20 protein-coding genes and 1 pseudogene are annotated in these 22,829 nt (G+C 61.4%); 13 read left to right on the forward strand and 8 right to left on the reverse strand.

What is annotated here, in order from left to right:
- Positions 1–252 precede the first annotated feature (252 nt).
- From AB4O12_RS20420 to ppx, 5 genes and pseudogenes are all read left to right on the forward strand, one after another.
- Positions 253–1,038 (forward strand): transporter substrate-binding domain-containing protein, encoded by a 786-nt coding sequence (locus tag AB4O12_RS20420; protein WP_150637076.1) that lies wholly within the window; start codon positions 253–255, stop codon positions 1,036–1,038.
- A 21-nt stretch (positions 1,039–1,059) separates the two neighbouring features.
- A complete protein-coding gene (locus AB4O12_RS20425; RefSeq protein WP_024014752.1) occupies positions 1,060–1,728 on the forward strand; it encodes an amino acid ABC transporter permease in 669 nt (222 codons plus the stop codon).
- On the forward strand, positions 1,725–2,375 hold the full coding sequence (locus tag AB4O12_RS20430; RefSeq protein WP_122705602.1) for an amino acid ABC transporter permease: 651 nt from the start codon (positions 1,725–1,727) through the stop codon (positions 2,373–2,375). The genes AB4O12_RS20425 and AB4O12_RS20430 overlap by 4 nt, the downstream gene beginning before the upstream one ends.
- Entirely contained in the window at positions 2,362–3,099 is a 738-nt protein-coding gene (locus AB4O12_RS20435; protein ID WP_150637078.1) for an amino acid ABC transporter ATP-binding protein, read from the forward strand. Before AB4O12_RS20430 ends, AB4O12_RS20435 begins: the two co-directional genes overlap by 14 nt.
- 224 nt (positions 3,100–3,323) lie before the next feature.
- Positions 3,324–4,827: pseudogene (gene ppx / locus AB4O12_RS20440) on the forward strand (exopolyphosphatase).
- 245 nt (positions 4,828–5,072) lie between these two features.
- On the opposite strand, the gene ppk1 reads toward ppx, so the two are convergent.
- Positions 5,073–7,298 carry a polyphosphate kinase 1 gene (ppk1, locus tag AB4O12_RS20445; protein ID WP_016772619.1) on the reverse strand — a complete coding sequence of 742 codons (2,226 nt, stop codon included), beginning with the start codon at positions 7,296–7,298 and terminating at the stop codon, positions 5,073–5,075.
- Between the two features lie 18 nt (positions 7,299–7,316).
- Complete coding sequence (gene hemB, locus AB4O12_RS20450; RefSeq protein ID WP_460059646.1) at positions 7,317–8,330, reverse strand: porphobilinogen synthase; 1,014 nt, start codon at positions 8,328–8,330, stop codon at positions 7,317–7,319.
- Between the two features lie 207 nt (positions 8,331–8,537).
- On the opposite strand from hemB, the gene AB4O12_RS20455 reads away from it, so the two are divergent.
- Both AB4O12_RS20455 and elbB read left to right on the forward strand, forming a co-directional pair.
- Positions 8,538–9,197, forward strand: a complete 660-nt coding sequence (locus tag AB4O12_RS20455) for a DedA family protein (protein WP_095181269.1) — start codon at positions 8,538–8,540, stop codon at positions 9,195–9,197.
- A 167-nt stretch (positions 9,198–9,364) separates the two neighbouring features.
- Positions 9,365–10,033, forward strand: a complete 669-nt coding sequence (gene elbB, locus AB4O12_RS20460; RefSeq protein WP_016772616.1) for an isoprenoid biosynthesis glyoxalase ElbB — start codon at positions 9,365–9,367, stop codon at positions 10,031–10,033.
- A gap of 104 nt (positions 10,034–10,137) precedes the next feature.
- Here the strand turns inward: elbB and AB4O12_RS20465 are convergent, their stop codons facing one another.
- A complete protein-coding gene (locus AB4O12_RS20465; protein WP_041476910.1) occupies positions 10,138–10,593 on the reverse strand; it encodes a YaiI/YqxD family protein in 456 nt (151 codons plus the stop codon).
- Between the two features lie 102 nt (positions 10,594–10,695).
- Positions 10,696–12,594: an FTR1 family protein gene (locus AB4O12_RS20470; protein ID WP_460059647.1), complete on the reverse strand. Its 1,899-nt coding sequence runs from the start codon at positions 12,592–12,594 to the stop codon at positions 10,696–10,698.
- A 242-nt stretch (positions 12,595–12,836) separates the two neighbouring features.
- On the opposite strand from AB4O12_RS20470, the gene AB4O12_RS20475 reads away from it, so the two are divergent.
- The 5 genes from AB4O12_RS20475 (at position 12,837) to AB4O12_RS20495 (ending at position 17,605) form a co-directional block, all read left to right on the forward strand.
- Complete coding sequence (locus AB4O12_RS20475; RefSeq protein ID WP_150637080.1) at positions 12,837–14,243, forward strand: COG3014 family protein; 1,407 nt, start codon at positions 12,837–12,839, stop codon at positions 14,241–14,243.
- A gap of 205 nt (positions 14,244–14,448) precedes the next feature.
- Positions 14,449–15,843 carry a COG3014 family protein gene (locus tag AB4O12_RS20480; protein ID WP_056791673.1) on the forward strand — a complete coding sequence of 465 codons (1,395 nt, stop codon included), beginning with the start codon at positions 14,449–14,451 and terminating at the stop codon, positions 15,841–15,843.
- A gap of 16 nt (positions 15,844–15,859) precedes the next feature.
- Complete coding sequence (locus AB4O12_RS20485; protein WP_016772611.1) at positions 15,860–16,231, forward strand: YcfL family protein; 372 nt, start codon at positions 15,860–15,862, stop codon at positions 16,229–16,231.
- A 36-nt stretch (positions 16,232–16,267) separates the two neighbouring features.
- Positions 16,268–16,855 (forward strand): penicillin-binding protein activator LpoB, encoded by a 588-nt coding sequence (lpoB, locus tag AB4O12_RS20490; protein WP_016772610.1) that lies wholly within the window; start codon positions 16,268–16,270, stop codon positions 16,853–16,855.
- 3 nt (positions 16,856–16,858) lie between these two features.
- Positions 16,859–17,605: a hypothetical protein gene (locus AB4O12_RS20495; protein ID WP_016772609.1), complete on the forward strand. Its 747-nt coding sequence runs from the start codon at positions 16,859–16,861 to the stop codon at positions 17,603–17,605.
- Between the two features lie 217 nt (positions 17,606–17,822).
- On the opposite strand, the gene rhtB is transcribed toward AB4O12_RS20495, so the two are convergent.
- The 3 genes from rhtB to AB4O12_RS20510 all read right to left on the reverse strand — a co-directional run bounded on the left by rhtB (position 17,823) and on the right by AB4O12_RS20510 (position 21,101).
- The gene (gene rhtB / locus AB4O12_RS20500; protein ID WP_024014759.1) at positions 17,823–18,455 is read right to left on the reverse strand and encodes a homoserine/homoserine lactone efflux protein; all 633 of its coding nucleotides are present in this window, start codon (positions 18,453–18,455) and stop codon (positions 17,823–17,825) included.
- 154 nt (positions 18,456–18,609) lie between these two features.
- Positions 18,610–19,191, reverse strand: coding sequence for a mechanosensitive ion channel family protein (locus tag AB4O12_RS20505; RefSeq protein WP_056791670.1), 582 nt, complete (start codon positions 19,189–19,191; stop codon positions 18,610–18,612).
- Positions 19,191–21,101 (reverse strand): ATP-binding cassette domain-containing protein, encoded by a 1,911-nt coding sequence (locus AB4O12_RS20510; protein WP_056791667.1) that lies wholly within the window; start codon positions 21,099–21,101, stop codon positions 19,191–19,193. The genes AB4O12_RS20505 and AB4O12_RS20510 overlap by 1 nt, the downstream gene beginning before the upstream one ends.
- A gap of 50 nt (positions 21,102–21,151) precedes the next feature.
- Here AB4O12_RS20510 and AB4O12_RS20515 point away from each other — a divergent pair, with 50 nt between their 5' ends.
- On the forward strand, positions 21,152–21,613 hold the full coding sequence (locus AB4O12_RS20515) for a TIGR02444 family protein (RefSeq protein WP_236167753.1): 462 nt from the start codon (positions 21,152–21,154) through the stop codon (positions 21,611–21,613).
- Here AB4O12_RS20515 and AB4O12_RS20520 read toward each other — a convergent pair.
- Positions 21,610–22,761, reverse strand: a complete 1,152-nt coding sequence (locus tag AB4O12_RS20520; RefSeq protein ID WP_457264942.1) for an AlgP family protein — start codon at positions 22,759–22,761, stop codon at positions 21,610–21,612. The two genes, AB4O12_RS20515 and AB4O12_RS20520, sit on opposite strands and share 4 nt — an antisense overlap.
- Positions 22,762–22,829 lie beyond the last annotated feature (68 nt).

Raw genomic sequence — 22,829 nt, forward strand, 5'->3', positions numbered from 1 at the left:
TGCGGACGCGTCAGGGCCAAGGTGCGGCTAGTTGTAAAGCTATTCGTCGAGTCCGGCAAGTCGTGCCCCAGCGGGGTTCGGCGCGCACTGCCGATGCGCCATCGCAGTGCGAAAACCGAGTTGACTGTTCAGACCAGTAAGACCGAACCAAGCCGCTGATGCCGCGGCCTGCCGGGGCGAAATCCGCCTGTTGGCACGGCCCATGCTCTGTCCGATCGCAGCAACCACTTCCCGCCGATCCGGAGATTGTCCATGACCCAGCGTTACAGCGCCCTCCTCGCTTCCCTGTTTGCCGGCCTGCTGCTGTGCCAGGCCCCCGCTCACGCCGACGGTCTGGACGACGTGGTCAAACGCGGCACGCTGAAAGTTGCCGTGCCCCAGGACTTCCCGCCGTTCGGCTCGGTCGGCCCGGACATGAAGCCGCGCGGCCTGGATATCGACACGGCGAAGCTGCTCGCTGACCAACTCAAGGTCAAACTTGAACTGACCCCGGTCAACAGCACCAACCGCATCCCGTTCCTCACCACCGGCAAAGTCGATCTGGTGATTTCCAGCCTCGGCAAAAACTCCGAGCGTGAGAAAGTCATCGACTTCTCCCGCGCCTATGCGCCGTTCTACCTCGCCGTGTTCGGTCCGCCAGACGCCGCGATCACCAGCCTCGACGACCTCAAGGGCAAGACCATCAGCGTCACCCGGGGCGCCATCGAAGACATCGAGCTGAGCAAAGTCGCCCCCGAAGGCGTGACCATCAAACGTTTCGAAGACAACAACTCGACCATCGCTGCTTATCTGGCAGGCCAGGTCGATCTGATTGCCAGCGGCAACGTGGTGATGGTGGCCATCAGCGAGAAGAACCCCAAGCGCGTGCCGGCGCTGAAGGTGAAGCTCAAGGATTCCCCGGTCTACGTGGGCGTGAACAAGAACGAAGCGGCGTTGCTGGCCAAGGTCAACGACATCCTCAACACCGCCAAGGCTGACGGCGCACTGGAAAAGAACTCGCAGACCTGGCTGAAAGAGCCGCTGCCGGCCGATCTCTGATCGACTGCGCGGGAGACGTTCATGGCTTATCAGTTCGATTTTATGCCGGTGGTGGAAAACACCGACCTGCTGCTGCGCGGCGCACTGTTCACGCTGGAGCTGACCGCCATCGGCGCGCTGCTCGGGGTCGGCGTGGGCATTGTCGGCGCGCTGGTGCGAGCGTGGCAGATCCGCCCGTTCTCAGCGATCTTCGGCGTCTACGTCGAGTTGATCCGCAACACGCCGTTTCTGGTGCAACTGTTCTTCATCTTCTTCGGCCTGCCGTCGCTCGGCGTGCAGATTTCCGAGTGGCAGGCGGCAGTGCTGGCGATGGTGATCAACCTTGGCGCCTATTCGACCGAGATCATCCGCGCCGGCATCCAGGCGATTCCGCGCGGGCAGCTGGAAGCGGCTGCGGCATTGGCGATGACGCGCTTCGAAGCGTTCCGCCACGTCGTCCTGCTGCCCGCGCTGGGCAAGGTCTGGCCGGCGCTGAGCAGCCAGATCATCATCGTCATGCTCGGTTCGGCGGTGTGTTCGCAGATCGCCACGGAAGAATTGAGCTTCGCCGCCAACTTCATTCAGTCGCGCAACTTCCGCGCCTTTGAAACCTATGCGCTGACCACCCTGATCTATCTGTGCATGGCGCTGCTGATCCGCCAGTTGCTCAACTGGTTCGGGCGTCGGTTCATTGCGAGGAGCAGCCAATGAGCGATTTCACTTTCTGGGACATCCTGCGCAACCTGCTCACCGGCCTGCAATGGACCCTGGCGCTGTCACTGGTGGCGTTCATTGGCGGCGGCCTCGTCGGCCTGCTGATTCTGGTGATGCGCATTTCCAAGAACACGCTATCAAGCAGCATCGCCCGCACCTGGATCGAGCTGTTTCAGGGCACGCCCCTGTTGATGCAACTGTTTCTGGTGTTCTTCGGCGTGGCGCTGGCCGGCATCGAGATTTCACCGTGGATGGCCGCCGCGATCGCTTTGACCTTGTTCACCAGCGCCTATCTGGCGGAGATCTGGCGCGGCTGCGTCGAGGCCATTCCCCACGGTCAGTGGGAAGCCTCGTCGAGCCTGGCGCTCAATCCGCTTGAGCAGTTGCGCTACGTGATCCTGCCGCAAGCGCTGCGCATCGCCGTGGCGCCGACCGTGGGCTTCTCGGTGCAAGTGGTCAAAGGCACAGCGGTGACCTCGATCATCGGCTTCACCGAACTGACCAAGACCGGCGGCATGCTCGCCAATGCCACGTTCGAACCGTTCATGGTCTACGGCCTCGTCGCCCTCGGCTACTTCCTGCTCTGCTACCCCTTGTCCCTCAGTGCGCGCTACCTGGAAAGGAGACTGCATGCCTCTGCTTAGAATTTCCGCCCTGCATAAATACTACGGCGATCACCACGTACTCAAAGGCATCGATCTCAGCGTCGAGGAAGGCCAGGTCGTGGCGATCATCGGCCGCAGCGGCTCGGGCAAATCGACCCTGTTGCGCACGCTCAACGGCCTGGAATCGATCAACGATGGCGTGATCGAAGTCGACGGCGAATACCTCGACGCCGCCCGCGCTGATCTGCGCAGCCTGCGACAGAAGGTCGGCATGGTCTTCCAGCAGTTCAACCTGTTCCCGCACCTGACCGTCGGCGAAAACGTCATGCTCGCGCCGCAAGTGGTGCAGAAAGTACCCAAGGCCAAGGCAGCCGAACTGGCGCGCGAAATGCTCGAGCGAGTCGGGCTCGGGGAGAAATTCGGTGCCTTCCCGGACCGTTTGTCCGGTGGTCAGCAGCAACGGGTGGCGATCGCCCGGGCTTTGGCGATGTCGCCGAAGGTGCTGCTGTGCGATGAAATCACCTCGGCGCTGGACCCTGAGCTGGTCAATGAAGTGCTCAGCGTGGTGCGGCAATTGGCCAAGGAAGGCATGACGCTGATCATGGTCACCCACGAGATGCGCTTTGCCCGAGAGGTGGGCGACAAACTGGTGTTCATGCACCATGGCAAGGTGCATGAGGTGGGCGATCCGAAGGTGTTGTTTGCCAATCCGCAGACGGTCGAGCTGGCGAACTTTATTGGCACGGTGGAAGCGACAGCCTGAAAGGCCCTCTGTCCTGTTGATCGTTCCCACGCTCCGCGTGGGAATGCAGCCAGGGACGCTCCGCGTCCCAAAAGCGGACGCAGAGCGTCCGGTGAGGCATTCCCACGCGGAGCGTGGGAACGATCAGGTTCGGGGTGCGCGCTCCGGCGGTTTGAGCCATGCGCGTTGGCGCCAGCGTTTGATCGTGGCACGATGTCGGGGTTATCGACCGAGACCCCCTGACCATGCCGCAATCCCAAGCCAAGAATCTGTCCCTGATCGCCGCAATCGACCTGGGCTCCAACAGCTTTCACATGGTCGTGGCCAAGGCCCAGAACGGCGAAATCCGCATCCTCGAGCGCCTCGGCGAGAAGGTGCAACTGGCCGCCGGCATCGACGACGCGCGCCAGCTCAACGAAGAATCGATGCAGCGCGGCCTCGATTGCCTCAAGCGCTTTGCCCAACTGATCAACGGTATGCCGCTCGGCGCCGTGCGCATCGTCGGCACCAACGCCCTGCGTGAAGCGCGCAATCGTGGCGAATTCATCCGCCGCGCCGAAGAAATCCTCGGCCACACGGTAGAAGTCATTTCCGGCCGTGAAGAAGCGCGCCTGATCTATCTCGGCGTTTCGCACACGCTCGCCGATACCCCCGGCAAACGTTTGGTCGCCGACATCGGCGGCGGCAGCACCGAATTCATCATCGGCCAGCGCTTCGAGCCTTTATTGCGCGAAAGCCTGCAAATGGGCTGCGTGAGTTTCACTCAGCGTTATTTCAAGGACGGCAAGATCACCCCGGCGCGCTACGCCCAGGCCTACACGGCGGCGCGCACTGGAGATCATGAGCATCGAGCACGCCCTGCATCGCCTGACCTGGGATGAAGCCATCGGCTCCTCCGGTACGATTCGCGCCATCGGCCTGGCCTTGAAGGCTGGCGGCCACGGCAGCGGCGAGGTCAACGCCGAAGGCCTGGCGTGGCTCAAGCGCAAGCTGTTCAAGCTCGGCGACGCCGACAAGATCGATTTCGAAGGCATCAAGCCTGACCGCCGGGCGATCTTTCCGGCGGGCCTGGCGATTCTCGAAGCAATCTTCGACGCCCTCGAACTGCAACGCATGGACCATTGCGAAGGCGCGCTGCGCGAAGGCGTGCTCTACGACCTGCTCGGCCGCCATCACCATGAAGACGTGCGCGAACGCACCCTGACCTCGCTGATGGAGCGCTATCACGTCGACCTGGAACAGGCAGCGCGGGTCGAGCGCAAGGCCCTGCACGCCTTCGATCAGGTCGCCGTGGACTGGGAACTGGATGACGGCATCTGGCGCGAACTGCTCGGCTGGGCGGCGAAAGTGCACGAAGTCGGCCTCGACATCGCTCACTATCACTACCACAAGCATGGCGCCTACCTGATCGAACACTCCGATCTGGCCGGCTTCTCGCGAGAAGACCAGCAGATGCTCGCGCTATTGGTGCGTGGGCATCGGCGCAATATTCCCAAGGACAAATTCGCCGAATTCGGCGATGACGGCATCAAACTGATTCGCCTGTGCGTGCTGCTGCGCTTTGCGATTCTGTTCCATCACATTCGCGGGACCCAGGCGATGCCACAGGTGGCGCTGCATGCCAATGGCGATCATCTCGACGTGGAATTCCCGGAGAACTGGCTGGATGAAAATCAGCTGACCCAGGCGGATTTCGGCCTGGAAGCGGATTGGCTGACGCGGGTTGGAATTGTCCTCACGGTGCACTGAGTAACTGGCTGGCACAAAAAAGGCGATCCGTTAGGATCGCCTTTTTATTGGGTTTGGCTTGAGAGCGGCGGTGTAGCTCTCCCCTCACCCCAGCCCTCTCCCGAGGGAGAGGGAGCCGATTTGTACTAGCGTTGAGGCCAGAGTTCGATCAGGTATTTCAGGTCAGTGTATGACGCAAGACACCTCGGTCAGTCCCCTCTCCCTCCGGGAGAGGGTTAGGGTGAGGGGCTTTTGACCTTCGGCACTTAACTGCTGACAGGCAATATCGGGCTGCCCAGCCGCTCCAGCAACGTCGCCTGGGCACTGCGCGGGTTCTGGTTGCCAGTGGGTGTGTTGCGGATGTAGCGGCCGTCCGACTGCAGGCTCCAGCTGTGGGTGTTGTCGGTCAGGTACAGCTCCAGCTCCTTCTTGACGCGGGTCAGCAGCTTCTTGCCTTCCACCGGGAAGCAGGTCTCGACGCGCTTGTCGAGGTTGCGCTCCATCCAGTCGGCGCTGGAGAGGAACATCTGCTCGTCGCCGCCGTTGAGGAAGTAGAACACCCGCGTGTGCTCGAGGAAGCGGCCAATGATCGAGCGCACATGAATGTTGTGCGAGACCCCGGCGATGCCCGGACGCAGGCAGCACATGCCGCGCACCACCAGATCGATGCGCACGCCGGACTGGCTGGCCTTGTACAGCGCGCGGATGATCTTCGGATCGGTCAGCGAGTTGAACTTGGCGATGATGTGCGCCGGTTTGCCTTCGAGGGCAAACTGGGTTTCGCGGGCAATCATGTCGAGCATGCCCTTCTTCAGGGTGAACGGCGCATGCAGCAGCTTTTTCATGCGCAGCGTCTTGCCCATGCCGATCAACTGGCTGAACAGTTTGCCGACGTCCTCGCACAAGGCGTCGTCGGAGGTCAGCAGGCTGTAGTCGGTGTAGAGCTTGGCATTACCGGCGTGGTAGTTGCCGGTACCGAGATGCGCATAACGGACGATCTCGCCAGCCTCACGACGCAGGATCAGCATCATCTTGGCGTGGGTCTTGAAGCCGACCACGCCGTAGATCACCACTGCGCCCGCCGCTTGCAGACGGCTGGCCAGCTGCAGGTTGGATTCTTCGTCGAAGCGCGCGCGCAGCTCGATCACCGCCGTGACTTCCTTGCCGTTACGCGCGGCGTCGACCAGCGCATCGACGATCTCCGAGTTGGCGCCGGAGCGGTACAGGGTCTGGCGAACCGCGAGCACGTGCGGGTCTTTCGCGGCCTGACGCAGCAGGTCGACCACCGGCGTGAACGACTCGAACGGGTGCAGCAGGAGGATGTCCTGCTTGCTGACCACGCTGAAAATGTTTTCGCTGTTCTGCAGCAGTTTTGGGATCTGCGGGGTGAACGGCGTGTATTGCAGCTCTGGATGGCTGTCCAGACCGGTGATGCTGAACAGGCGCGTCAGGTTGACCGGGCCGTTGACCTGATACAGCTCGGTCTCGCTCAGGTTGAACTGCTTGAGCAGGTAGTCCGAGAGGTGTTTCGGGCAGGTGTCGGCAACTTCCAGACGCACCGCGTCACCGTAGCGCCGCGAGAACAACTCGCCACGCAGGGCGCGGGCCAGGTCTTCGACGTCTTCGGAGTCGAGCGCCAGGTCGGCGTTTCGGGTCAGACGGAACTGGTAGCAGCCTTTGACCTTCATGCCCTGGAACAGGTCATCGGCGTGGGCGTGGATCATCGACGACAGGAACACATAGTTGTCGCCGGCGCCGCCGACTTCTTCCGGCACCTTGATGATCCGTGGCAGCAGGCGCGGCGCCGGAATGATCGCCAGACCGGAGTCGCGCCCGAAGGCGTCGATGCCTTCGAGCTCGACGATGAAGTTCAGGCTCTTGTTCACCAGCAACGGGAACGGGTGCGTCGGGTCTAGGCCGATCGGGGTGATGATCGGCGCGATCTCGTCGCGGAAATAGCGGCGTACCCAAGTCTTGAGCTTGGTTGTCCAGTTGCGCCGACGGATGAAGCGCACCTGATGCTTTTCCAGCTCGGGCAGCAGAATATCGTTAAGGATCGCGTACTGGCGGTCGACGTGACCGTGGACCAGCTCGCTGATCCGCGCCAGCGCCTGATGCGGCTGCAAGCCGTCAGCACCGGCCTGTTCACGGGCGAAGGTGATCTGCTTTTTCAGCCCGGCGACGCGGATCTCGAAGAATTCGTCGAGGTTGCTGGAGAAGATCAGCAGGAACTTCAGACGCTCCAGCAACGGGTAGGACTCGTCCAGCGCCTGTTCCAGCACGCGGATGTTGAACTGCAATTGCGAAAGCTCGCGGTGGATGTACAGGCTGCTGTCATCCAGGCCGGGAATGGCGATCGCCGGTACCGCCACAGCGGTTTCGGCAACCGGCGCGGGTGGCGCAGGCTCCAGTTCCGGCGGGGTTTCGGTGATTTGCTCGACCACCGGCTGAGCTTCTTTTACGGCAACTTCAGTGAGTCCTTCGGTATTCATGGAATGTTCCTGGGAGGGCTATTTCTGCTCTCGTAACAATTGAGCGGCACGAACGGCAAAGTAAGTCAGGATGCCATCTGCACCGGCACGTTTAAAGGCGGTCAGTGACTCGAGGATCACCGCTTCGCTCAACCAGCCATTCTGGATAGCGGCCATGTGCATGGCGTATTCGCCACTGACCTGATAGACGAAGGTCGGCACCTTGAAGGCATCTTTGACGCGAAAAAGAATGTCCAGGTAGGGCATGCCCGGCTTGACCATGACCATGTCCGCGCCTTCGGACAAGTCCGCACCGACTTCGTGCAGCGCTTCGTCGCTGTTGGCCGGGTCCATCTGATAAGAGGCCTTGTTGGCCTTGCCGAGGTTCGACGCCGAACCCAAGGCATCGCGGAAAGGGCCGTAGTAGGCGCTGGCGTATTTGGCCGAGTAGGCCATGATGCGCACGTTGACGTGACCGGCAATTTCCAGCGCCTCACGAATCGCCTGGATGCGGCCGTCCATCATGTCCGATGGCGCCACCACCTGCGCGCCGGCTTCGGCGTGGGACAGCGCCTGACGCACCAGCGCATCGACAGTGATGTCGTTCTGCACGTAGCCGTCTTCGTCGAGAATGCCGTCCTGACCGTGGGTGGTGAACGGGTCCAGCGCCACGTCAGTGATCACGCCCAGCTCCGGGAACCGCTCACGCAGGGCGCGAGTGGCGCGCTGGGCGATGCCTTCGGGATTCCACGCTTCGGCAGCATCGAGGGATTTCAGTTCAGGCGGCGTGACCGGGAACAGCGCCAGCGCCGGAATGCCCAGCTCGATCCATTTCGCCGCTTCTTCAAGCAGCAGATCAATGGTCAGTCGCTCGACGCCCGGCATCGAGGCCACGGCTTCGCGGCGGTTTTCACCGTCGAGCACGAACACCGGCAGGATCAGGTCATCGACCGTCAATACGTTTTCACGCACCAGCCGCCGCGAAAAATCATCACGACGATTGCGACGCAGACGAGTGGCTGGGAACAGACGATTGGCGGGGGTAAAGCTCACGGCAGACTCCTGAGCCCGGGCAAACGGGCGAGCGTGACAGTTATAGACGGCCATTATGACTAACAGATGACAGTTATGTGTGCTCTGTGACAGGTAGCCGCAATCCATTGTCGATGTAGGAAATGTTCACGTCGAGACACATTTGGACACTTTCATGAATGTGCCCGAAGGGTTAGGCTGCGCGTTCATTTCGCCAGCACCCAGACAATGCTCCAACAATTTCTGCACGACTTTGGCTACTTTGCCTTGTTCCTCGGCACGTTCTTCGAAGGCGAAACCATTCTGGTGCTCGCAGGCTTCCTTGCGTTCCGTGGATACATGGACATCAACCTGGTGGTGGTTGTGGCGTTCTTCGGCAGCTATGCCGGCGATCAGCTGTGGTACTTCCTGGGACGCAAGCACGGGCGCAAATTGCTTGCGCGCAAGCCGCGCTGGCAGATGATGGGCGACCGTGCGCTCGAGCACATCCGCAAACATCCGGACATCTGGGTCCTGAGCTTCCGCTTCGTTTATGGCCTGCGCACCGTGATGCCGGTGGCGATCGGCCTGTCCGGTTATCCACCGGGACGTTACCTGCTGCTCAACGGCATCGGCGCGGCGATCTGGGCCACCGCACTGGCTGCGGCGGCTTACCACTTCGGCGCAGTGCTGGAAGGCATGCTCGGCAGCATCAAGAAGTACGAGCTATGGGTGCTCGGCGCCTTGCTGATCCTCGGGCTGGGCCTGTGGCTGCGGCGCCGCTTCAAGAATGCGCAACTGGCAAAGAAAATCTATCAGGACGAGCAGCTCGCCAAGGCCGCCGAGGCAGAGCAGTTGCGCCAGGCCGAAGCGCCCCCTCCTGCCGGGCCGAAAACGCCAGCCGAATAAGCCATTCGCTGGCGGCTGCCACGCGCATTCCAGGCAAATAATGAACACCCCGCCGCCGTTGCGATCCATTGAGAGAGCGCTCTGTTCCCGCGCGCGTCAGCCATGCCCCTATGGCCACGCGCGACGATTTAAGGGACATTGAGCGCCATGAATCTGGAGAGAAGCCCATGAGCAAAAAAGTTGCAGTGATCCTGTCCGGCAGTGGCGTGTACGACGGCGCCGAAATCCAGGAAAGTGTCATCACCCTGCTGCGCCTCGACCAGCGCGGCGCACAGGTGCAGTGCTTCGCGCCAAACATCGCGCAATTGCATGTGATCAACCATCTGACCGGCGAAGAAATGCCGGAATCGCGCAACGTACTGGTGGAATCGGCGCGGATTGCCCGGGGCAACGTCAAGGATATCCGCGACGCCGATGTCGAGGATTTCGACGCACTGATCGTGCCCGGCGGTTTCGGCGCGGCAAAGAACCTGTCGAACTTCGCCATCGAAGGCGCCGGCTGCACCGTGCAACCTGAAGTGCTGGCCCTGGCCGAAGCATTTGCCGAAGCGGGCAAACCGGTCGGGCTGATCTGCATCTCACCGGCACTGGCGGCGAAAATCTATGGCCCGGGGGTGACTTGCACCATCGGCAACGACGCCGACACCGCTGCGGCCATGAACAAAATGGGCGCCACCCACGAAGAGTGCGCTGTGACCGAAATCGTCGAGGACAAGGCGCGCAAACTGGTCACCACCCCGGCTTACATGCTGGCGCAGACCATCAGTGAAGCGGCTTCGGGGATCAACAAACTGGTCGACCGCGTGCTCGAACTGACCCACGAAAACGACGCTTGAAATCAAAAAATCGCAGCCTTCGGCAGCTCCTACAGGTTTCGTGTCGCGCCGTGATATTGCGGCATACACCGCCCCTGTAGGAGCTGCCGCAGGCTGCGATCTTTTCAGGGCTTGCGGGTGAGCCGGGTGAGAATCCGATCCAGCGCATTGGCAAACGCCTGCTTCTCGCGCTCGCCAAACGGCGCCGGGCCGCCGCTCATCTGGCCCTGCTCCCTGAGATCGGTGAACAGATTCCGCACCGCCAGCCGCTCGCCCATGTTCTGCGCATCGAACTCCTTGCCGCGCGGATCCAGTGCCGCCACGCCCTTCTTGACCAGCCGATCGGCCAGCGGAATATCGCTGCAGATCACCAGCTCGCCCGGCACGGCGTGCTCGACCAGATAATCATCCGCCGCATCCGGCCCGCTCGGCACCACGATCAGTTTGACGATGGCCAGCCCCGGCTTGGTCTGCGGCTGCCCGGCTACCAGCACCACTTCGAACTGGCGCTTGAGGGCGAATTTCACTACAAGATCCTTCGCCGCCCGTGGACAGGCGTCGGCATCAATCCATACACGCATGTTCTTGCCTCCAAAAAATTCGCGAGCAGGCTCGCTCCCACAGGATACATACCGAACCTGTGGGAGCGAGCCTGCTCGCGAATATGAGCGCAGCGAATGCCTTTATGCAGCCGAAACCCGACGCTTCTCCGCCACCCAACTGCGCCCATACAGCACAGCAATCGCCACAATCGCCACCACCTGCGCGGTCAGCGAATAGGCATCGGCATGGATCCCCAGCCAGTCGAATTCAAAGAACGCGACCGGCCGTGTGCCGAAGATCCCGGCTTCTTGCAAGGCCTTGACGCCATGCCCGGCAAACACCACCGACAGCGCGCACAACAGCGCAGCGTTGATGCTAAAGAACAAGGTCAGCGGCAGTTTCGCCGAGCCGCGCAGAATCACCCAGGCCAGGCCGACCAGCAGCACCAGCGCCGTCGCGCCGCCGGCCAGCACGGCGTTGTGCCCGGCTGGACCGGCCTGCAGCCACAGGGTTTCGTAGAACAGGATCACTTCAAACAACTCGCGATAGACCGAGAAGAACGCCAGGATCGCAAAGCCGAAACGTCCACCGCCGCCGACCAGACTGCTTTTGATGTAATCCTGCCAGGCCGCCGCATGACGGCGGTCATGCATCCACACGCCGAGCCACAACACCATGACGCTGGCAAACAGCGCGGTGGCGCCTTCCAGCAACTCACGCTGCGAACCGCTGACGTCGATGACGTACGCCGCCAGTGCCCAGGTACCCAGACCTGCCAGCAGTGCCAGACCCCAGCCAACGTTGACACTGCGTACTGCCGATTGCTGACCGGTATTGCGCAGGAAGGCGAGGATCGCCGCCAGCACCAGAATCGCTTCCAGGCCTTCGCGCAGCAGAATCAGCAGGCCGGAGATGAAGCTCAGCGACCAGCTCAGACCATCGCTGCCCAGCATGCCGGCGGATTCCTTGAGTTTGGCTTTGGCCGCGTCCAGACGCTGTTCGGCCTGCTCGACCGGCAGACCATCCTGCAATGACTGCCGATACGCCATCAGCGATTTTTCGGTGTCCTTGCGCACGTTGGCATCGACGTTATCCAGCGAGCTTTCGACCAGTTCGAAGCCTTCCAGATACGCCGCCACCGACAGGTCATAGGCCTGATCGTGTTCACCGGCGCGGTAGGCCGCGAGGCTTTTGTCCAGCGTGGCGGCGGTGTAATCGAGCAACTGCGCCGGCCCGCGCTTGACCTGCGGTGGTTGCGCGCGCTGGGCACGGAACGACGCCGCGACCTCTGCGCCCTCCGCCGCCTGCACTTCGGCCGGGGTCTGCCGGGCCAGGTCGGCGATGTTGTAGACCTTGTCGGACTTGGCGGCCGCCGCATCGGCGCTGAAGCCGGCGATGTAGGTGGCCAGATCCCAGCGCTGGCGATCATCGAGCTGATCGGCGAACGCCGGCATGTCGGTGCCTTCGACGCCTTGGCCGAGGGTGCTGTAGATCGCGTACAGGCTCAGGTGATCCATCCGCGCAGCGTCGCGCAGGTTGGCTGGCGCAGGGGTCAGACCGACACCGGCCGGGCCGTCGCCAGCACCAGTGTCGCCGTGGCACACCGAGCAATTTTGCGCATACAGCGGCGCACCGCGTGTCGGGTCCGGGGTGATGATCGGTGCCTGGCTGACTTCATAAGCCACCGCCAGTTTCGCCCCCAGCTGTCGGGCCTGACGGGCGACATCAGCACCGTCCTGCTTCGCAGTGATGGCGGCGTGCAAAGATTCGACGCCCTGTTCCAGCGCGGCTTTTTCCGGTTTGGCTGGCAATGCAGTGATCAAGCCTTGCAGAACCTGGGTGAATTCCAGCTGCTCGCGGTATTCGCCATCGTCGATGACTTTGCCTGCCGCGACCGTCGGCGGGTAATCGGCACTGATGTAATCGAGCAGGTGCAACGCTTGCGGCGCGCCTTCCACGGTATCGGCCAGCAGCGGCAGGCTGCTCAGGGACAATAACGGGAACAGCAGCCAGGCCAGCAATCGGGACGAGGCAGTCATGAACGAATCTCAAATGGAAATGCGAAGTTACATATTGTTCACTTCGAAGACATTTCTCTCAAGCTTTGTCGGCGTTTCGCTTTGATTGGCAGGAAATACCCGGCAGACGGCAGCAGCGTTTGTCGCCGAGTATTGCCGCACTGCCCGCTGCCGATTGACGCTCGATCAAGATCGCAGCCATTTGCCACCATCCACTTTATACTGCCCGCCCCAGAGCATTTGCGCGCAAGGAATCAACCTCAATGCGGAGTCTTCCGTTCGTTTTGCTGCTTTGCGTCGCTGTTCAGTTGAGCGGTTGTGCCGCCTATCGCAACTACGATCTTGAAATGCAGCAGACCACCGAGCAAATGACCCGGGGCAATCTGACCGGGGCTCTGGCACTGGTGGAAATGAACAACCCGTGGGAAGACAAGGATCTGCTGTATTACCTGGAAAAAGGCGCGATCCTCAGCGCTGGCAGTGCCCTGCCCGACAGCCAGGACGCCTGGCGCAATGCCGACCGCATGATCTTCCAGCGCGAGGAAGCCAACCCGTCCGGCGCGATGAAATTACTGGCCCGTTTCGGTGATGAAATGGGCACGATGCTGGTCAACGACAAGCTGCGGCGCTATGAAGGCTACGATTACGAAAAGGTCATGTTGACTACGCAAATGGCCTTGAACCAGCTATCCGTCAATGACTTTGCCGGCGCCCGCGCAGACATCAGGAAAACCCACGAACGCGAAGCATTGATCGCCCGCCAGCGTGAAAAGCAATACGAAGCGGCCGAGGAACAGGCAAAAGCTCAAGGCAAAGTTCTCCATTACAAGGAACTGGAAGGCTACCCGGTCGCCTTGCTTGATGCGCCGCAGGTCGTTGAGCTGAAAAACGGCTATCAGAGTGCGTTCAGCCACTATCTGGCCGGATTCACCTATGAAGCCCTCGGCGAACGCGCCCTCGCGGCGGCCGGTTATCGTCAGGCGATCGAACTGCGGCCGGATATGCCCTTGCTGCAAAAGGCCCTGCGCAATCTCGACAAACCGCCAGCGAAAGCCGATGAAAGCGATGTGTTGCTGATTATCCAGAGTGGCCTGGCCCCGGCTCGCAGCTCCGTGCAGGTGCCGATCCCGGTTCGTCTGAACGAAACGCTGGTCATCATTGCGCCCATTTCATTCCCGGTGATGGTGCCGGACGCGGTCACACCCAACTTCAGCCATATCACCGTAGACGGTCGCAAACAGCCGTTGGTAGTGATCAATAGCGTGACCGATATGTCCATGCGCACACTGCGCGACGACATGCCGCAAATCATCTCGCGGGCGATGTTCCGCGCCAACATGGCCGCCATCGGTCAAGCGCAGGAAAACGAGCGCAACCCGGCGAAAGCCTCGTTGATCGTCACTCAGCATGATCCGTTCGAAGAAGCCGACACCCGCACATGGCGAGCGTTGCCGGACAAGACGCTGGTCGCCCGCCTGCGCTTGAAAAAAGGCCTGCATACCTTCCGTTTTGCGCCTGCGTCCATCGACCACCCTTTTGAAATGCGCGTCGACCAGGACCGCCAGATTCTGCACCTGCGGGTATTCCGGGATCAGGTCTATACCGTCGGATCAGCCTTTGTACCGAATCAAAAACCCGCGTCGGATACACCCGCTTCTGCGGAGAAGTGATGGCACAACATCTAGAAATGCACCCAAAAGGCTATTACATAGCCATCACCCCACGTTTATAATGCCGCGCCCTCGCCCAGCGAGCCGGCATCAAAAGCTCCTCACGCATGAGGAATTGGCAGGAGGCCAGCGCCGCCGTCGATAGGTCACACCAGCCCGACCAGCACACGCGGCTGCAAGTTTTTTACTCAGGGAAGAAGTACCCATGGCATTCCGCGCTCCCATGCTGCTCGCGCTCAGCGCCGTCACGCTGTTGTCCGGCTGCGCAGCGTTTCGCAACTACGATTCCGAACTGGCCCAGACCAATCAGCAACTGGCATCCGGCAACGTCGACGCGGCGCTGACCCTGCTGGAAAAGAACAACACCGGTACCGACAAAGACCTGCTCTATTACTTCGAGAAAGGCGAACTGCTGCGCGCCAAGGGCGACCTGTCAGGCAGCCAGAACGCCTGGGGCAGCGCCGATCAGGTGGTCGGTCAGTGGGAAGACGCGGTCAAGCTCGATTCGGCCAAGTACCTGGCACAGTTCGGCAGCTTCATCGTCAACGACAAGGTGCGTCGCTACGAAGGCTATGACTACGAGAAAGTCATGCTGACCACGCAGATGGCCTTGAACCTGTTGGCGGTCAACGATTTCGATGGCGCCCGCACTGCGATCAAAAAGACCCACGAACGCGAAGCGGTGATCGCTGACCTGCGCGACAAGGAATACCTCAAGAGCGAAGAACAGGCCGAAAAAGAAGGCATCAAGACCCAGTACAAGGATCTGCAGGGTTATCCGGTGGCCAGCCTCGACGCGCCGGAAGTGGTCGGCCTGAAAAACAGCTACCAGAGTGCGTTCAGCCATTACCTGGCCGGTTTCGTTTACGAAGCCCTGGGCGAGAAGGATCTGGCCGCGCCGGGTTATCGCAAGGCTGCCGAATTGCGCCCGAACACGCCGCTGCTCGAGCAGGCGCTGGTCAATCTCGACAAGCCTTCCAAATCCGATGACAGCGACATTCTCATCGTCGTGCAGAGCGGTCTGGCCCCGGCCCGTGACTCGATTCGCGTACCGTTGCCGCTGCCGATTTCCAACAACGTGGTGATCACCCCGTTGTCGTTCCCGATCATCAAACCGGACACCTCCACCGCGCCTTTTGCGCAGATCGGCGTCGACGGCAAGCAGGTCGACCTGACCGCACTGAACAGCACCACCGCCATGTCCCGCCGCGCTCTGCGTGATGACATGCCGGGGATCATCGTGCGCACCACCGTGCGCGCGATCACCAAAGGCGTGGCGCAGAAGCAGATCAACGAAACCAATCCGCTGGCCGGTCTCGCTGTGGGTATTTCTTCAGCAGTGCTCGAAGGTGCCGATACCCGTACATGGCGCACCCTGCCGGACAACACCCAAGTGGTGCGTCTGCGCCTGAAAAAAGGTGAGCATCAGGTTACCCTGCCGAGCGCCGTCGGCGGCTCGGTGGTCAAGGTCACCGTCGACCAGCGTTACCAAGTGATCAGCCTGCGTGCCGTGGGCAACCAGGTATTCGCTGGCGGCATCGCTGCTCACGTAATGCCGAGCGCTGCCGCGACCAACGTCGCCAGCCTCAAACAACCTTAAGAACGGAGTCTTTGCAATGCGCTTGAAGATCATCGCCGTCGCCGCCCTCGCCTTGCTGGCAGGCTGCGCCACCCCGCCACCACCTGAGCCGGGCAGCGCCGCGAGCAAAGTCGTGGCCATGGGCCCGCAGAAACACATCGTCGTCGGCGCCATGCGCGTGGCTCGTGAAAACGGCTTCATGACCGTCAACGTGCAGTTGAGCAACACCCTTAACAGCAACAAGATTTTCTACTACCGCTTCGCCTGGCTCGGCGCCGAAGGTTTCCCGGTTGCCGAAGAAGAAGTGTGGAAAAGCCAGATGATGTACGGCGCCCAGACCAGCTTCATTCAGGCCATCGCCCCGACCCCGAAAGCCGTGGATTTCCGTCTGGAAATCAAGACGCCTTAAGCCCGCCACCCTATTTCTGATTGAGAGAGCTTTCTCATGTTTGCACGCTTTTCCTGCATCGCCGTCATCGCCCTGCTCGCCTCCGGTTGCGCCAACACCTCGCCGACCCTGGGCAGCAAGAACATCAGCTACGGCGACACCAAAGCGGTTGAAACCGTGACCAACGAATTCGGTTCGACCGACCTGCAAATGATCGCCGAGTCGATGACCCGCTCGCTGGCCCAGTCCGGCATTCTGCAGGGCCGTCCGGTGGTTCAGGTCTACGATGTGAAGAACAAGACCAGCGAGTACATCGACACCCGCGAAATCACCACCAGCATCAAGACCCAACTGATGAAAACCGGTGTTGCGCGCTTCGCCAGCGACAACAATGCAATGCAGAGCCAGGTCGACCAGCTCAAGCTGCAAAACCAGAGCGGCCTGTACAAGAAAAGCACCGTGGCCAAGACCGGCAACATGGTTGCCGCCAAGTACCGCATCGAAGGCTCGATCAGCTCGATCGTCAAGCGCAGCAGCGACTACAAGGACGTCTTCTACAAATTCAGCCTGCAGTTGATCGACGTCGAAAGCGGTCTGGCCGAGTGGATGGACGAAAAAGAGATCCGCAAAACCACGGAGCGTTAATCGATGCGCACATGGATTGGCATGATGGCCCTGGCTTGCGCGTTCAGCGCGCAGGCGGCCCCGAAAGTGGCGGTGACGGATCTGGCGTATCAGGAGCGCGTGGAGCAATACATCCACATCGTTTCGGCGCAGAGTAATCATCGTGAGAGTTACTACAGCGCCAGCGGCTCTTCGAGCTACAACGAGATCGAAGCGACCACCAGCTACATCGAACAGGGCGAGTTGCGCAAATTCACCGGCGACATCAAGGGTGAAATCCTGCGTACCGGCATGTTCCAGCTGGTCCAGGGCACGCCGTATACCGCCTCATCCAAAGGCGACGTGTATGACGTGATCAAGCGCATCAAGGCCGGCAACTTCAAAGGCGCCGACTACGTACTGTTCGGCACCGTGTCCGACATCGATTTCACCCAGGACATCAACGAGCTGGCGCACACCGACAGCTACTCGGCGGTGCTGGGCCTGACGCTGGTGGCGGATTTCAGCCTGATCAACACCAAGACCTACGAGATCACCTCGGCCTTCACGGCGATGGGCGAAGCGCAGGACACCAAACTGGTGAACCATCGCGACATCAAGATCTCGCTGAACCGTCCGCGGGTGGTGCGTGAGGTGTCGAAGGCCTTGGGCGAAGACGTGGCCGGGCAACTGAGCATGCAACTCGGTGGCGGTGACGGTTATGAGCAGCCGCGTGAAGCGCCGCAGCGCAATAATCTGCCGCGTGATACGGCGCCGGTGATTTTACGCTGAGCCGATCTGAGGACTTTTGTGGCGAAGGGCTCTGTGGCGAGGGGATTTATCCCCGTTGGGTCGCGAAGCGGCCCTCGCTATTGATTCAAGACGATTGGGACTGCTGCGCAGTCCAACGGGGATAAATCCCCTCGCCACAAAAGCTCGCTTGCCCCGATGTCTCGGTAGAAATGAAAAAGGCGACCTCTTGAGGTCGCCTTTTTTCTGTCCGAGCGGTTTACGCCGCCGCTTTGCGCAACGTCGCCATGAACGCCGCCGCGCCAATGAATAACCCGGCAAAGGTGCGGTTCATGCGTTTCTGCTGCTTGGGCGTGCGCAACAGGCGCAGCACCTTCGACGCCAGTCCGGTGTAGCCGGCCATGACAATCAGATCGACGAAAACCATGGTCACGCCGATCACCACATACTGAATCAGCAGCGGCGCATGGGGATTGATGAACTGCGGCAACACCGCGAGCATGAACACCAACGCCTTGGGGTTGCTGATGTTCACCAGAAAGCCGCGAAACACCAAAGCCAGCGGCTTGCCGATCGGCCGCACTGCGGCGTCATCGCTCATGTCCATGGGCAGCGCCCGCCATTGCTTGATCGCCAGGTAAACCAGATAGGCGACACCGAACCATTTGATCGCATGGAATGCTGTGGCCGAAGCGGTGAGCACAGCGCCAACACCCGCGCCGACAATCGCGATCTGCACCGCCAGACCGATCTGCAGGCCCAGTGCGTTCCAGTAGCCGCGCCAGAACCCGTATTGCAGACCGCTGGACATCGACGCGATGGCGCCCGCGCCCGGGGACAGGCTGATCACCCAGCAGGCGGCAAAAAATGCCAGCCATGTTTGAAGCTCCATCGCACACCTCGGCTGATGCTTGTGACAAGTCGTCAAAACTAATGCTGTTTGGGGCTAAAAGCAAAAGATCGCAGCCTTCGGCAGCTCCTACAGGGATCGTATTCCAAATGTAGGAGCTGCCGAAGGCTGCGATCTTTTGATCTTGCTGGAAAAGCTACTTCTCAAAGCCACTCGACGGAAACACATCTGTCCCGCGCCAACGCCGCACCGAACGCTGGAAGAACAGGCTGTTCGGCACCTGCACCATGGCGCTGCCGGTGCCCAACTCTTCGGCCTCGACCAGCGTGGTGTAGAGCAGATTGATCGCGATCACCCGGCCTTTGACGCCAGGCTTGTCGGTGGTATCCACCAGCTCGACTACGTCGCCGAGGCGGAACGGCCCGACGGTGAAGATCAGAATCGCGCAGAGCAGGTTCGACAGCACGCTCCACATGGCGAAGAACGCCACCGCCGCCACCGCGACAAATCCCGACAGCGCCGTCCACAGCACCGTGGCCGAAACGCCGAGGCGCTCGAGCACGAAGAGCAGCGCGCTGCCCATGATCAGCCAGCGCAACACGCCGCGTAGCGGCATCAGCAACTGCGGCGGAAACGGATAGCGCTCACCCAGGCGAGTGAGGCCTTTGGCGACGAAACGCTGGGTCAGGTAACCGGCCAGCAGAATCAGCAGAATCTGCGCGGTGAACCACAACGGTTCGACCCACACCGCCGAGAAAGGCAGCTTGAAGGCTTCCATCAGGACAACGCCTCCAGCTCCGCCTGCATGCTTTCCAGGGTTTCCAGCGCTTCCATCCAGGCTTCTTCCAGCTCGGCTTCACGAACCTTCAATTTCGCCTGTTCGGCGAGCAGATCACGCAATTCATTCTTGCGCGCCGGCTCGTAGATATCGCTGTCACCGAGGCTGGCATCGACCTTGGCCAGTTTCTCGTGGAGCTTGCCCAGCTCGGCTTCAAGCTTGTCGGCCTCGCGCTTGTGCGGCGCCAGTTGCTGACGCAACGCTGCCGCCGCCTGGCGCTGCGCTTTCTTGTCGGTCTTGTCCGGGTTGACAGGCGTGTTGCTGACCGGCGCATTGCGCTGACGGTATTCCACCAGCCAGCGCGCGTAGTCTTCGAGATCGCCGTCGAACTCTTCGACCTTGCCGTCAGCGACCAGATAGAAGTTGTCGGTGGTGCTCTTGAGCAAGTGCCGATCGTGAGAGACCACCAGCACCGCACCGCTGAATTCCTGCAGGGCCATGGTCAGCGCCAGACGCATTTCCAGATCGAGGTGGTTGGTCGGTTCGTCGAGCAGCAGCAGGTTCGGCCGTTCCCAGGCGATCAACGCGAGGGCCAGACGCGCCTTCTCGCCACCGGAGAAATTCAGCACCGGCTCATCGATGCGCGCACCCCGGAAGTCGAAGCCGCCAAGGAAGTCGCGCAAGGTCTGCTCGCGCTCACCCGGCGCGAGGCGCTGCAAGTGCAGCAACGGGCTGGCCTTGGAGTCCAGCGAATCGAGCTGATGCTGGGCGAAGTAGCCGACCACGGTGTTTTCGCCACGGGTCAGGCGCCCGGCCAGCGGTTCGAGCTCGCCGGCGAGGTTCTTGATCAGCGTCGATTTACCCGCACCGTTCGGCCCAAGCAGACCGATCCGCGCACCCGGGGTCAGTTGCAGCTTGACCTTCTCGAGGATGGTCTTGTCGCCATAACCCAGGCGTGCATCGGACAGGTCGATCAGCGGACTGGAGATCTTGGTCGACTCGCGGAAGACGAAGTCGAACGGCGAATCGACGTGGGCCGCCGACAATTCTTCCATGCGCTCCAGCGCCTTGATCCGGCTCTGCGCCTGACGGGCCTTGGTCGCCTGGGCCTTGAAGCGAGCGATGTAGCTTTCCATGTGCGCACGCTGCGCCTGCTGCTTCTCGTAGGCCTGTTGCTGCTGGGCCAGACGCTCGGCACGGGCGCGCTCGAACGCGGTGTAGCCGCCACGGTAGAGGGTCAGTTTGCGCTGATCGACATGGGCAACGTGATCGACCACTTCGTCGAGGAAATCCCGGTCGTGGGAAATCAGCAGCAAGGTGCCCGGATAACTCTTCAGCCACTCTTCGAGCCAGATGATCGCATCGAGGTCCAAGTGGTTGGTCGGTTCGTCGAGCAGCAGCAGATCCGACGGGCACATCAGTGCCTGCGCCAGATTCAGACGCATCCGCCAGCCACCGGAGAAATCGCCTACCTGACGATCCATCTGCTCATTGGTGAACCCAAGACCGGCGAGCAGCTTGCGCGCCCGCGCATCGGCGGTGTAACCGTCGGCGCTGTCGAGTTCGGCGTGCAGGCGCGCCAGCGCGGTGCCGTCGTGGGCCTGCTCGGCGGCGGCAAGCTCGCGTTGCACCTCGCGCAGACGCAGGTCGCCATCGAGCACATAATCGACCGCCAGGCGTTCGAGGGTGTCGACCTCCTGGCGCATGTGCGCGATACGCCAGTCGGCCGGCAGCAGGCAGTCGCCCGAATCCGGGTGCAACTCGCCGCGCAGCAGGGCGAACAGGCTGGATTTGCCGGCACCGTTGGCGCCGATGAGGCCGGCTTTGTGGCCGGCGTGCAGGGTCAGCTCGGCGTCTTCTAGCAGACGTTGCGGGCCACGCTGTAAAGTCAGGTTCTGAAGTCGGATCATAATGGCGGCGGAGTCTACCAGCTTCGCTCACAACTGGCGCGAGTAGCACGATGTCCTCTGACCTGTGGAGCTTTGCCCTTGATGTCTACGCCCGCCCGGGTGTGGAAGATGCCTGCCTGCAATTGCAAACGGCGGGCGCCAATGTCTGCCTGCTGCTGTGCGGTTTGTGGCTGGAGCAGCGCGCGGTGGCCTGCGATCAGCCGCGCGTACGCCTGCTCAAGGCTCTCACCGCGCCATGGGATATCGAAGTGGTGCAGCCGCTGCGAACCCTGCGCCTGCAATGGAAAGCGCGGGCCATCGACGATGCGGTGGTGGCCGGCATGCGCGAGCAGATCAAATCACTGGAGCTTGAAGCTGAGCGCACCTTGCTTTCACGCCTTGAAGGTGTGGCGCAAGAGTGGACGCGCAACGATGCAGGTTCGGTGACCTGGCTTGAAGACCTGGCCGGCAATGCCGCCAGCCTGAACCGCGACGCGCTGCAAGTGCTGCGCGTCGCGGCAACCGGCACTTAGGAAGCGCTGGTCGGGGTGCTGCTGACGTTCGACGAAGCGGCTGGTGCTGGCGCAGTCGAAGGGGTCGAGTGGGCGGCGGACGACGGTGCCGACGCAGCTGGAGCAGCCGGGGTAGCGGCAGTGACAGGCTTGGCCGCTGGAGCGGTGGCCGGTTTGGTCGCGGCTGGTTTGGCAGCTGCAGGCTTTTTCACCGCTGGTTTTGCGGCTGGCTTGGCGGCCGGTTTTGCAGCAGCGGTCGCAGGCTTGGCAGCAGGCTTGGCGGCCGGTTTCGCAGCGGTTTTTGCCGCAGGTTTTGCTGCCGATGTTGCGGCTGGTTTGGCAGCCGGTTTTACCGCCACTTTCGCAGCAGGTTTGGCGGCGGCCGGCTTGGCCGCAGTCTTGGCAGCAGGTTTTGCTGCTGGTTTCGCTGCTGCTTTGGCAGCAGGTTTGGCGGCTGCGGTTTTCGCCGGTGCAGCTTTGCTCGCGGCCGGTTTTGCAGCGGCTTTGGCAGGGGTGGCTTTCACTGCTGGCCTGGCTGCAGCAGGTTTGGCTGCGGTGGTTTTAGCCGCCGGTTTTGCCGCGCTCGCCGCCGGCTTCTTCGCTGCAGTTTTCGCCGCTGGTTTGGCAGCCGCTTTCACTGGCGCCTTGGCCGCTGGTTTGGTGGCGGTTTTCGCAACAGCAGGTTTCGCCGCAGCGGTCTTCGCCGGGGCTTTGCTTGCAGCAGGTTTAGCAGCGACTTTCTTCGCTGGTGCTGCTGCCGGTTTGGCCGAACGCGACGACAGAACTTTGCCCACTGCTTCCTGAACGCGGCCAACACCCTGGGCCAGTTTCAGGCTTTCCTGGGCATCGCGCTTGAGCTGCAGAATGTAGCTGCGGGTCTCGGACTGACGATCTTTCAAAGCGTCCAGCAGGTCTTCGAGTTCTTTCACGGAAGACTTGGCTTTGTTCTGAGCCTTGGCTTTGCCGGCAGTGGCGGCGTCCTGCAACTTGGTGCGCGATTTGTGCAGTTTTTCCTGCGCCTTGCCACGCTGTTTTTCCAGCTTGGCGAGCAGTTTTTCAGCATCAGCCAAGGCTTGCGAGCAAGCGTTTTCCAAATGCTCGAGCAGGCTGCCCGACAATTGTTGGAGTAAGTGCAACGGAGTATTTACAGGCTTCTTGGTGGCCGACATGGTTTACCTCCTGGCTGACGTGAGTGCGGCTCATACTAGACCTCTGCTGATACCGCCGCTAGCGCATG

Source organism: Pseudomonas sp. S2_A05 (genome assembly GCF_054668485.1).

Excerpts from the sequence above, each read along its gene's own strand:
- AB4O12_RS20420 (WP_150637076.1), top strand. The coding sequence starts at position 253 with ATGACCCAGCGTTACAGCGCCCTCCTCGCTTCCCTGTTTGCCGGCCTG.
- AB4O12_RS20425 (WP_024014752.1), top strand. The coding sequence starts at position 1,060 with ATGGCTTATCAGTTCGATTTTATGCCGGTGGTGGAAAACACCGACCTG.
- AB4O12_RS20430 (WP_122705602.1), top strand. The coding sequence starts at position 1,725 with ATGAGCGATTTCACTTTCTGGGACATCCTGCGCAACCTGCTCACCGGC.
- AB4O12_RS20435 (WP_150637078.1), top strand. The coding sequence starts at position 2,362 with ATGCCTCTGCTTAGAATTTCCGCCCTGCATAAATACTACGGCGATCAC.
- ppk1 (WP_016772619.1), bottom strand. The coding sequence starts at position 7,298 with ATGAATACCGAAGGACTCACTGAAGTTGCCGTAAAAGAAGCTCAGCCG.
- AB4O12_RS20455 (WP_095181269.1), top strand. The coding sequence starts at position 8,538 with ATGCTCCAACAATTTCTGCACGACTTTGGCTACTTTGCCTTGTTCCTC.
- elbB (WP_016772616.1), top strand. The coding sequence starts at position 9,365 with ATGAGCAAAAAAGTTGCAGTGATCCTGTCCGGCAGTGGCGTGTACGAC.
- AB4O12_RS20465 (WP_041476910.1), bottom strand. The coding sequence starts at position 10,593 with ATGCGTGTATGGATTGATGCCGACGCCTGTCCACGGGCGGCGAAGGAT.
- AB4O12_RS20470 (WP_460059647.1), bottom strand. The coding sequence starts at position 12,594 with ATGACTGCCTCGTCCCGATTGCTGGCCTGGCTGCTGTTCCCGTTATTG.
- AB4O12_RS20475 (WP_150637080.1), top strand. The coding sequence starts at position 12,837 with ATGCGGAGTCTTCCGTTCGTTTTGCTGCTTTGCGTCGCTGTTCAGTTG.
- AB4O12_RS20480 (WP_056791673.1), top strand. The coding sequence starts at position 14,449 with ATGGCATTCCGCGCTCCCATGCTGCTCGCGCTCAGCGCCGTCACGCTG.
- AB4O12_RS20485 (WP_016772611.1), top strand. The coding sequence starts at position 15,860 with ATGCGCTTGAAGATCATCGCCGTCGCCGCCCTCGCCTTGCTGGCAGGC.
- lpoB (WP_016772610.1), top strand. The coding sequence starts at position 16,268 with ATGTTTGCACGCTTTTCCTGCATCGCCGTCATCGCCCTGCTCGCCTCC.
- AB4O12_RS20495 (WP_016772609.1), top strand. The coding sequence starts at position 16,859 with ATGCGCACATGGATTGGCATGATGGCCCTGGCTTGCGCGTTCAGCGCG.
- rhtB (WP_024014759.1), bottom strand. The coding sequence starts at position 18,455 with ATGGAGCTTCAAACATGGCTGGCATTTTTTGCCGCCTGCTGGGTGATC.
- AB4O12_RS20505 (WP_056791670.1), bottom strand. The coding sequence starts at position 19,191 with ATGGAAGCCTTCAAGCTGCCTTTCTCGGCGGTGTGGGTCGAACCGTTG.
- AB4O12_RS20510 (WP_056791667.1), bottom strand. The coding sequence starts at position 21,101 with ATGATCCGACTTCAGAACCTGACTTTACAGCGTGGCCCGCAACGTCTG.
- AB4O12_RS20515 (WP_236167753.1), top strand. The coding sequence starts at position 21,152 with ATGTCCTCTGACCTGTGGAGCTTTGCCCTTGATGTCTACGCCCGCCCG.
- AB4O12_RS20520 (WP_457264942.1), bottom strand. The coding sequence starts at position 22,761 with ATGTCGGCCACCAAGAAGCCTGTAAATACTCCGTTGCACTTACTCCAA.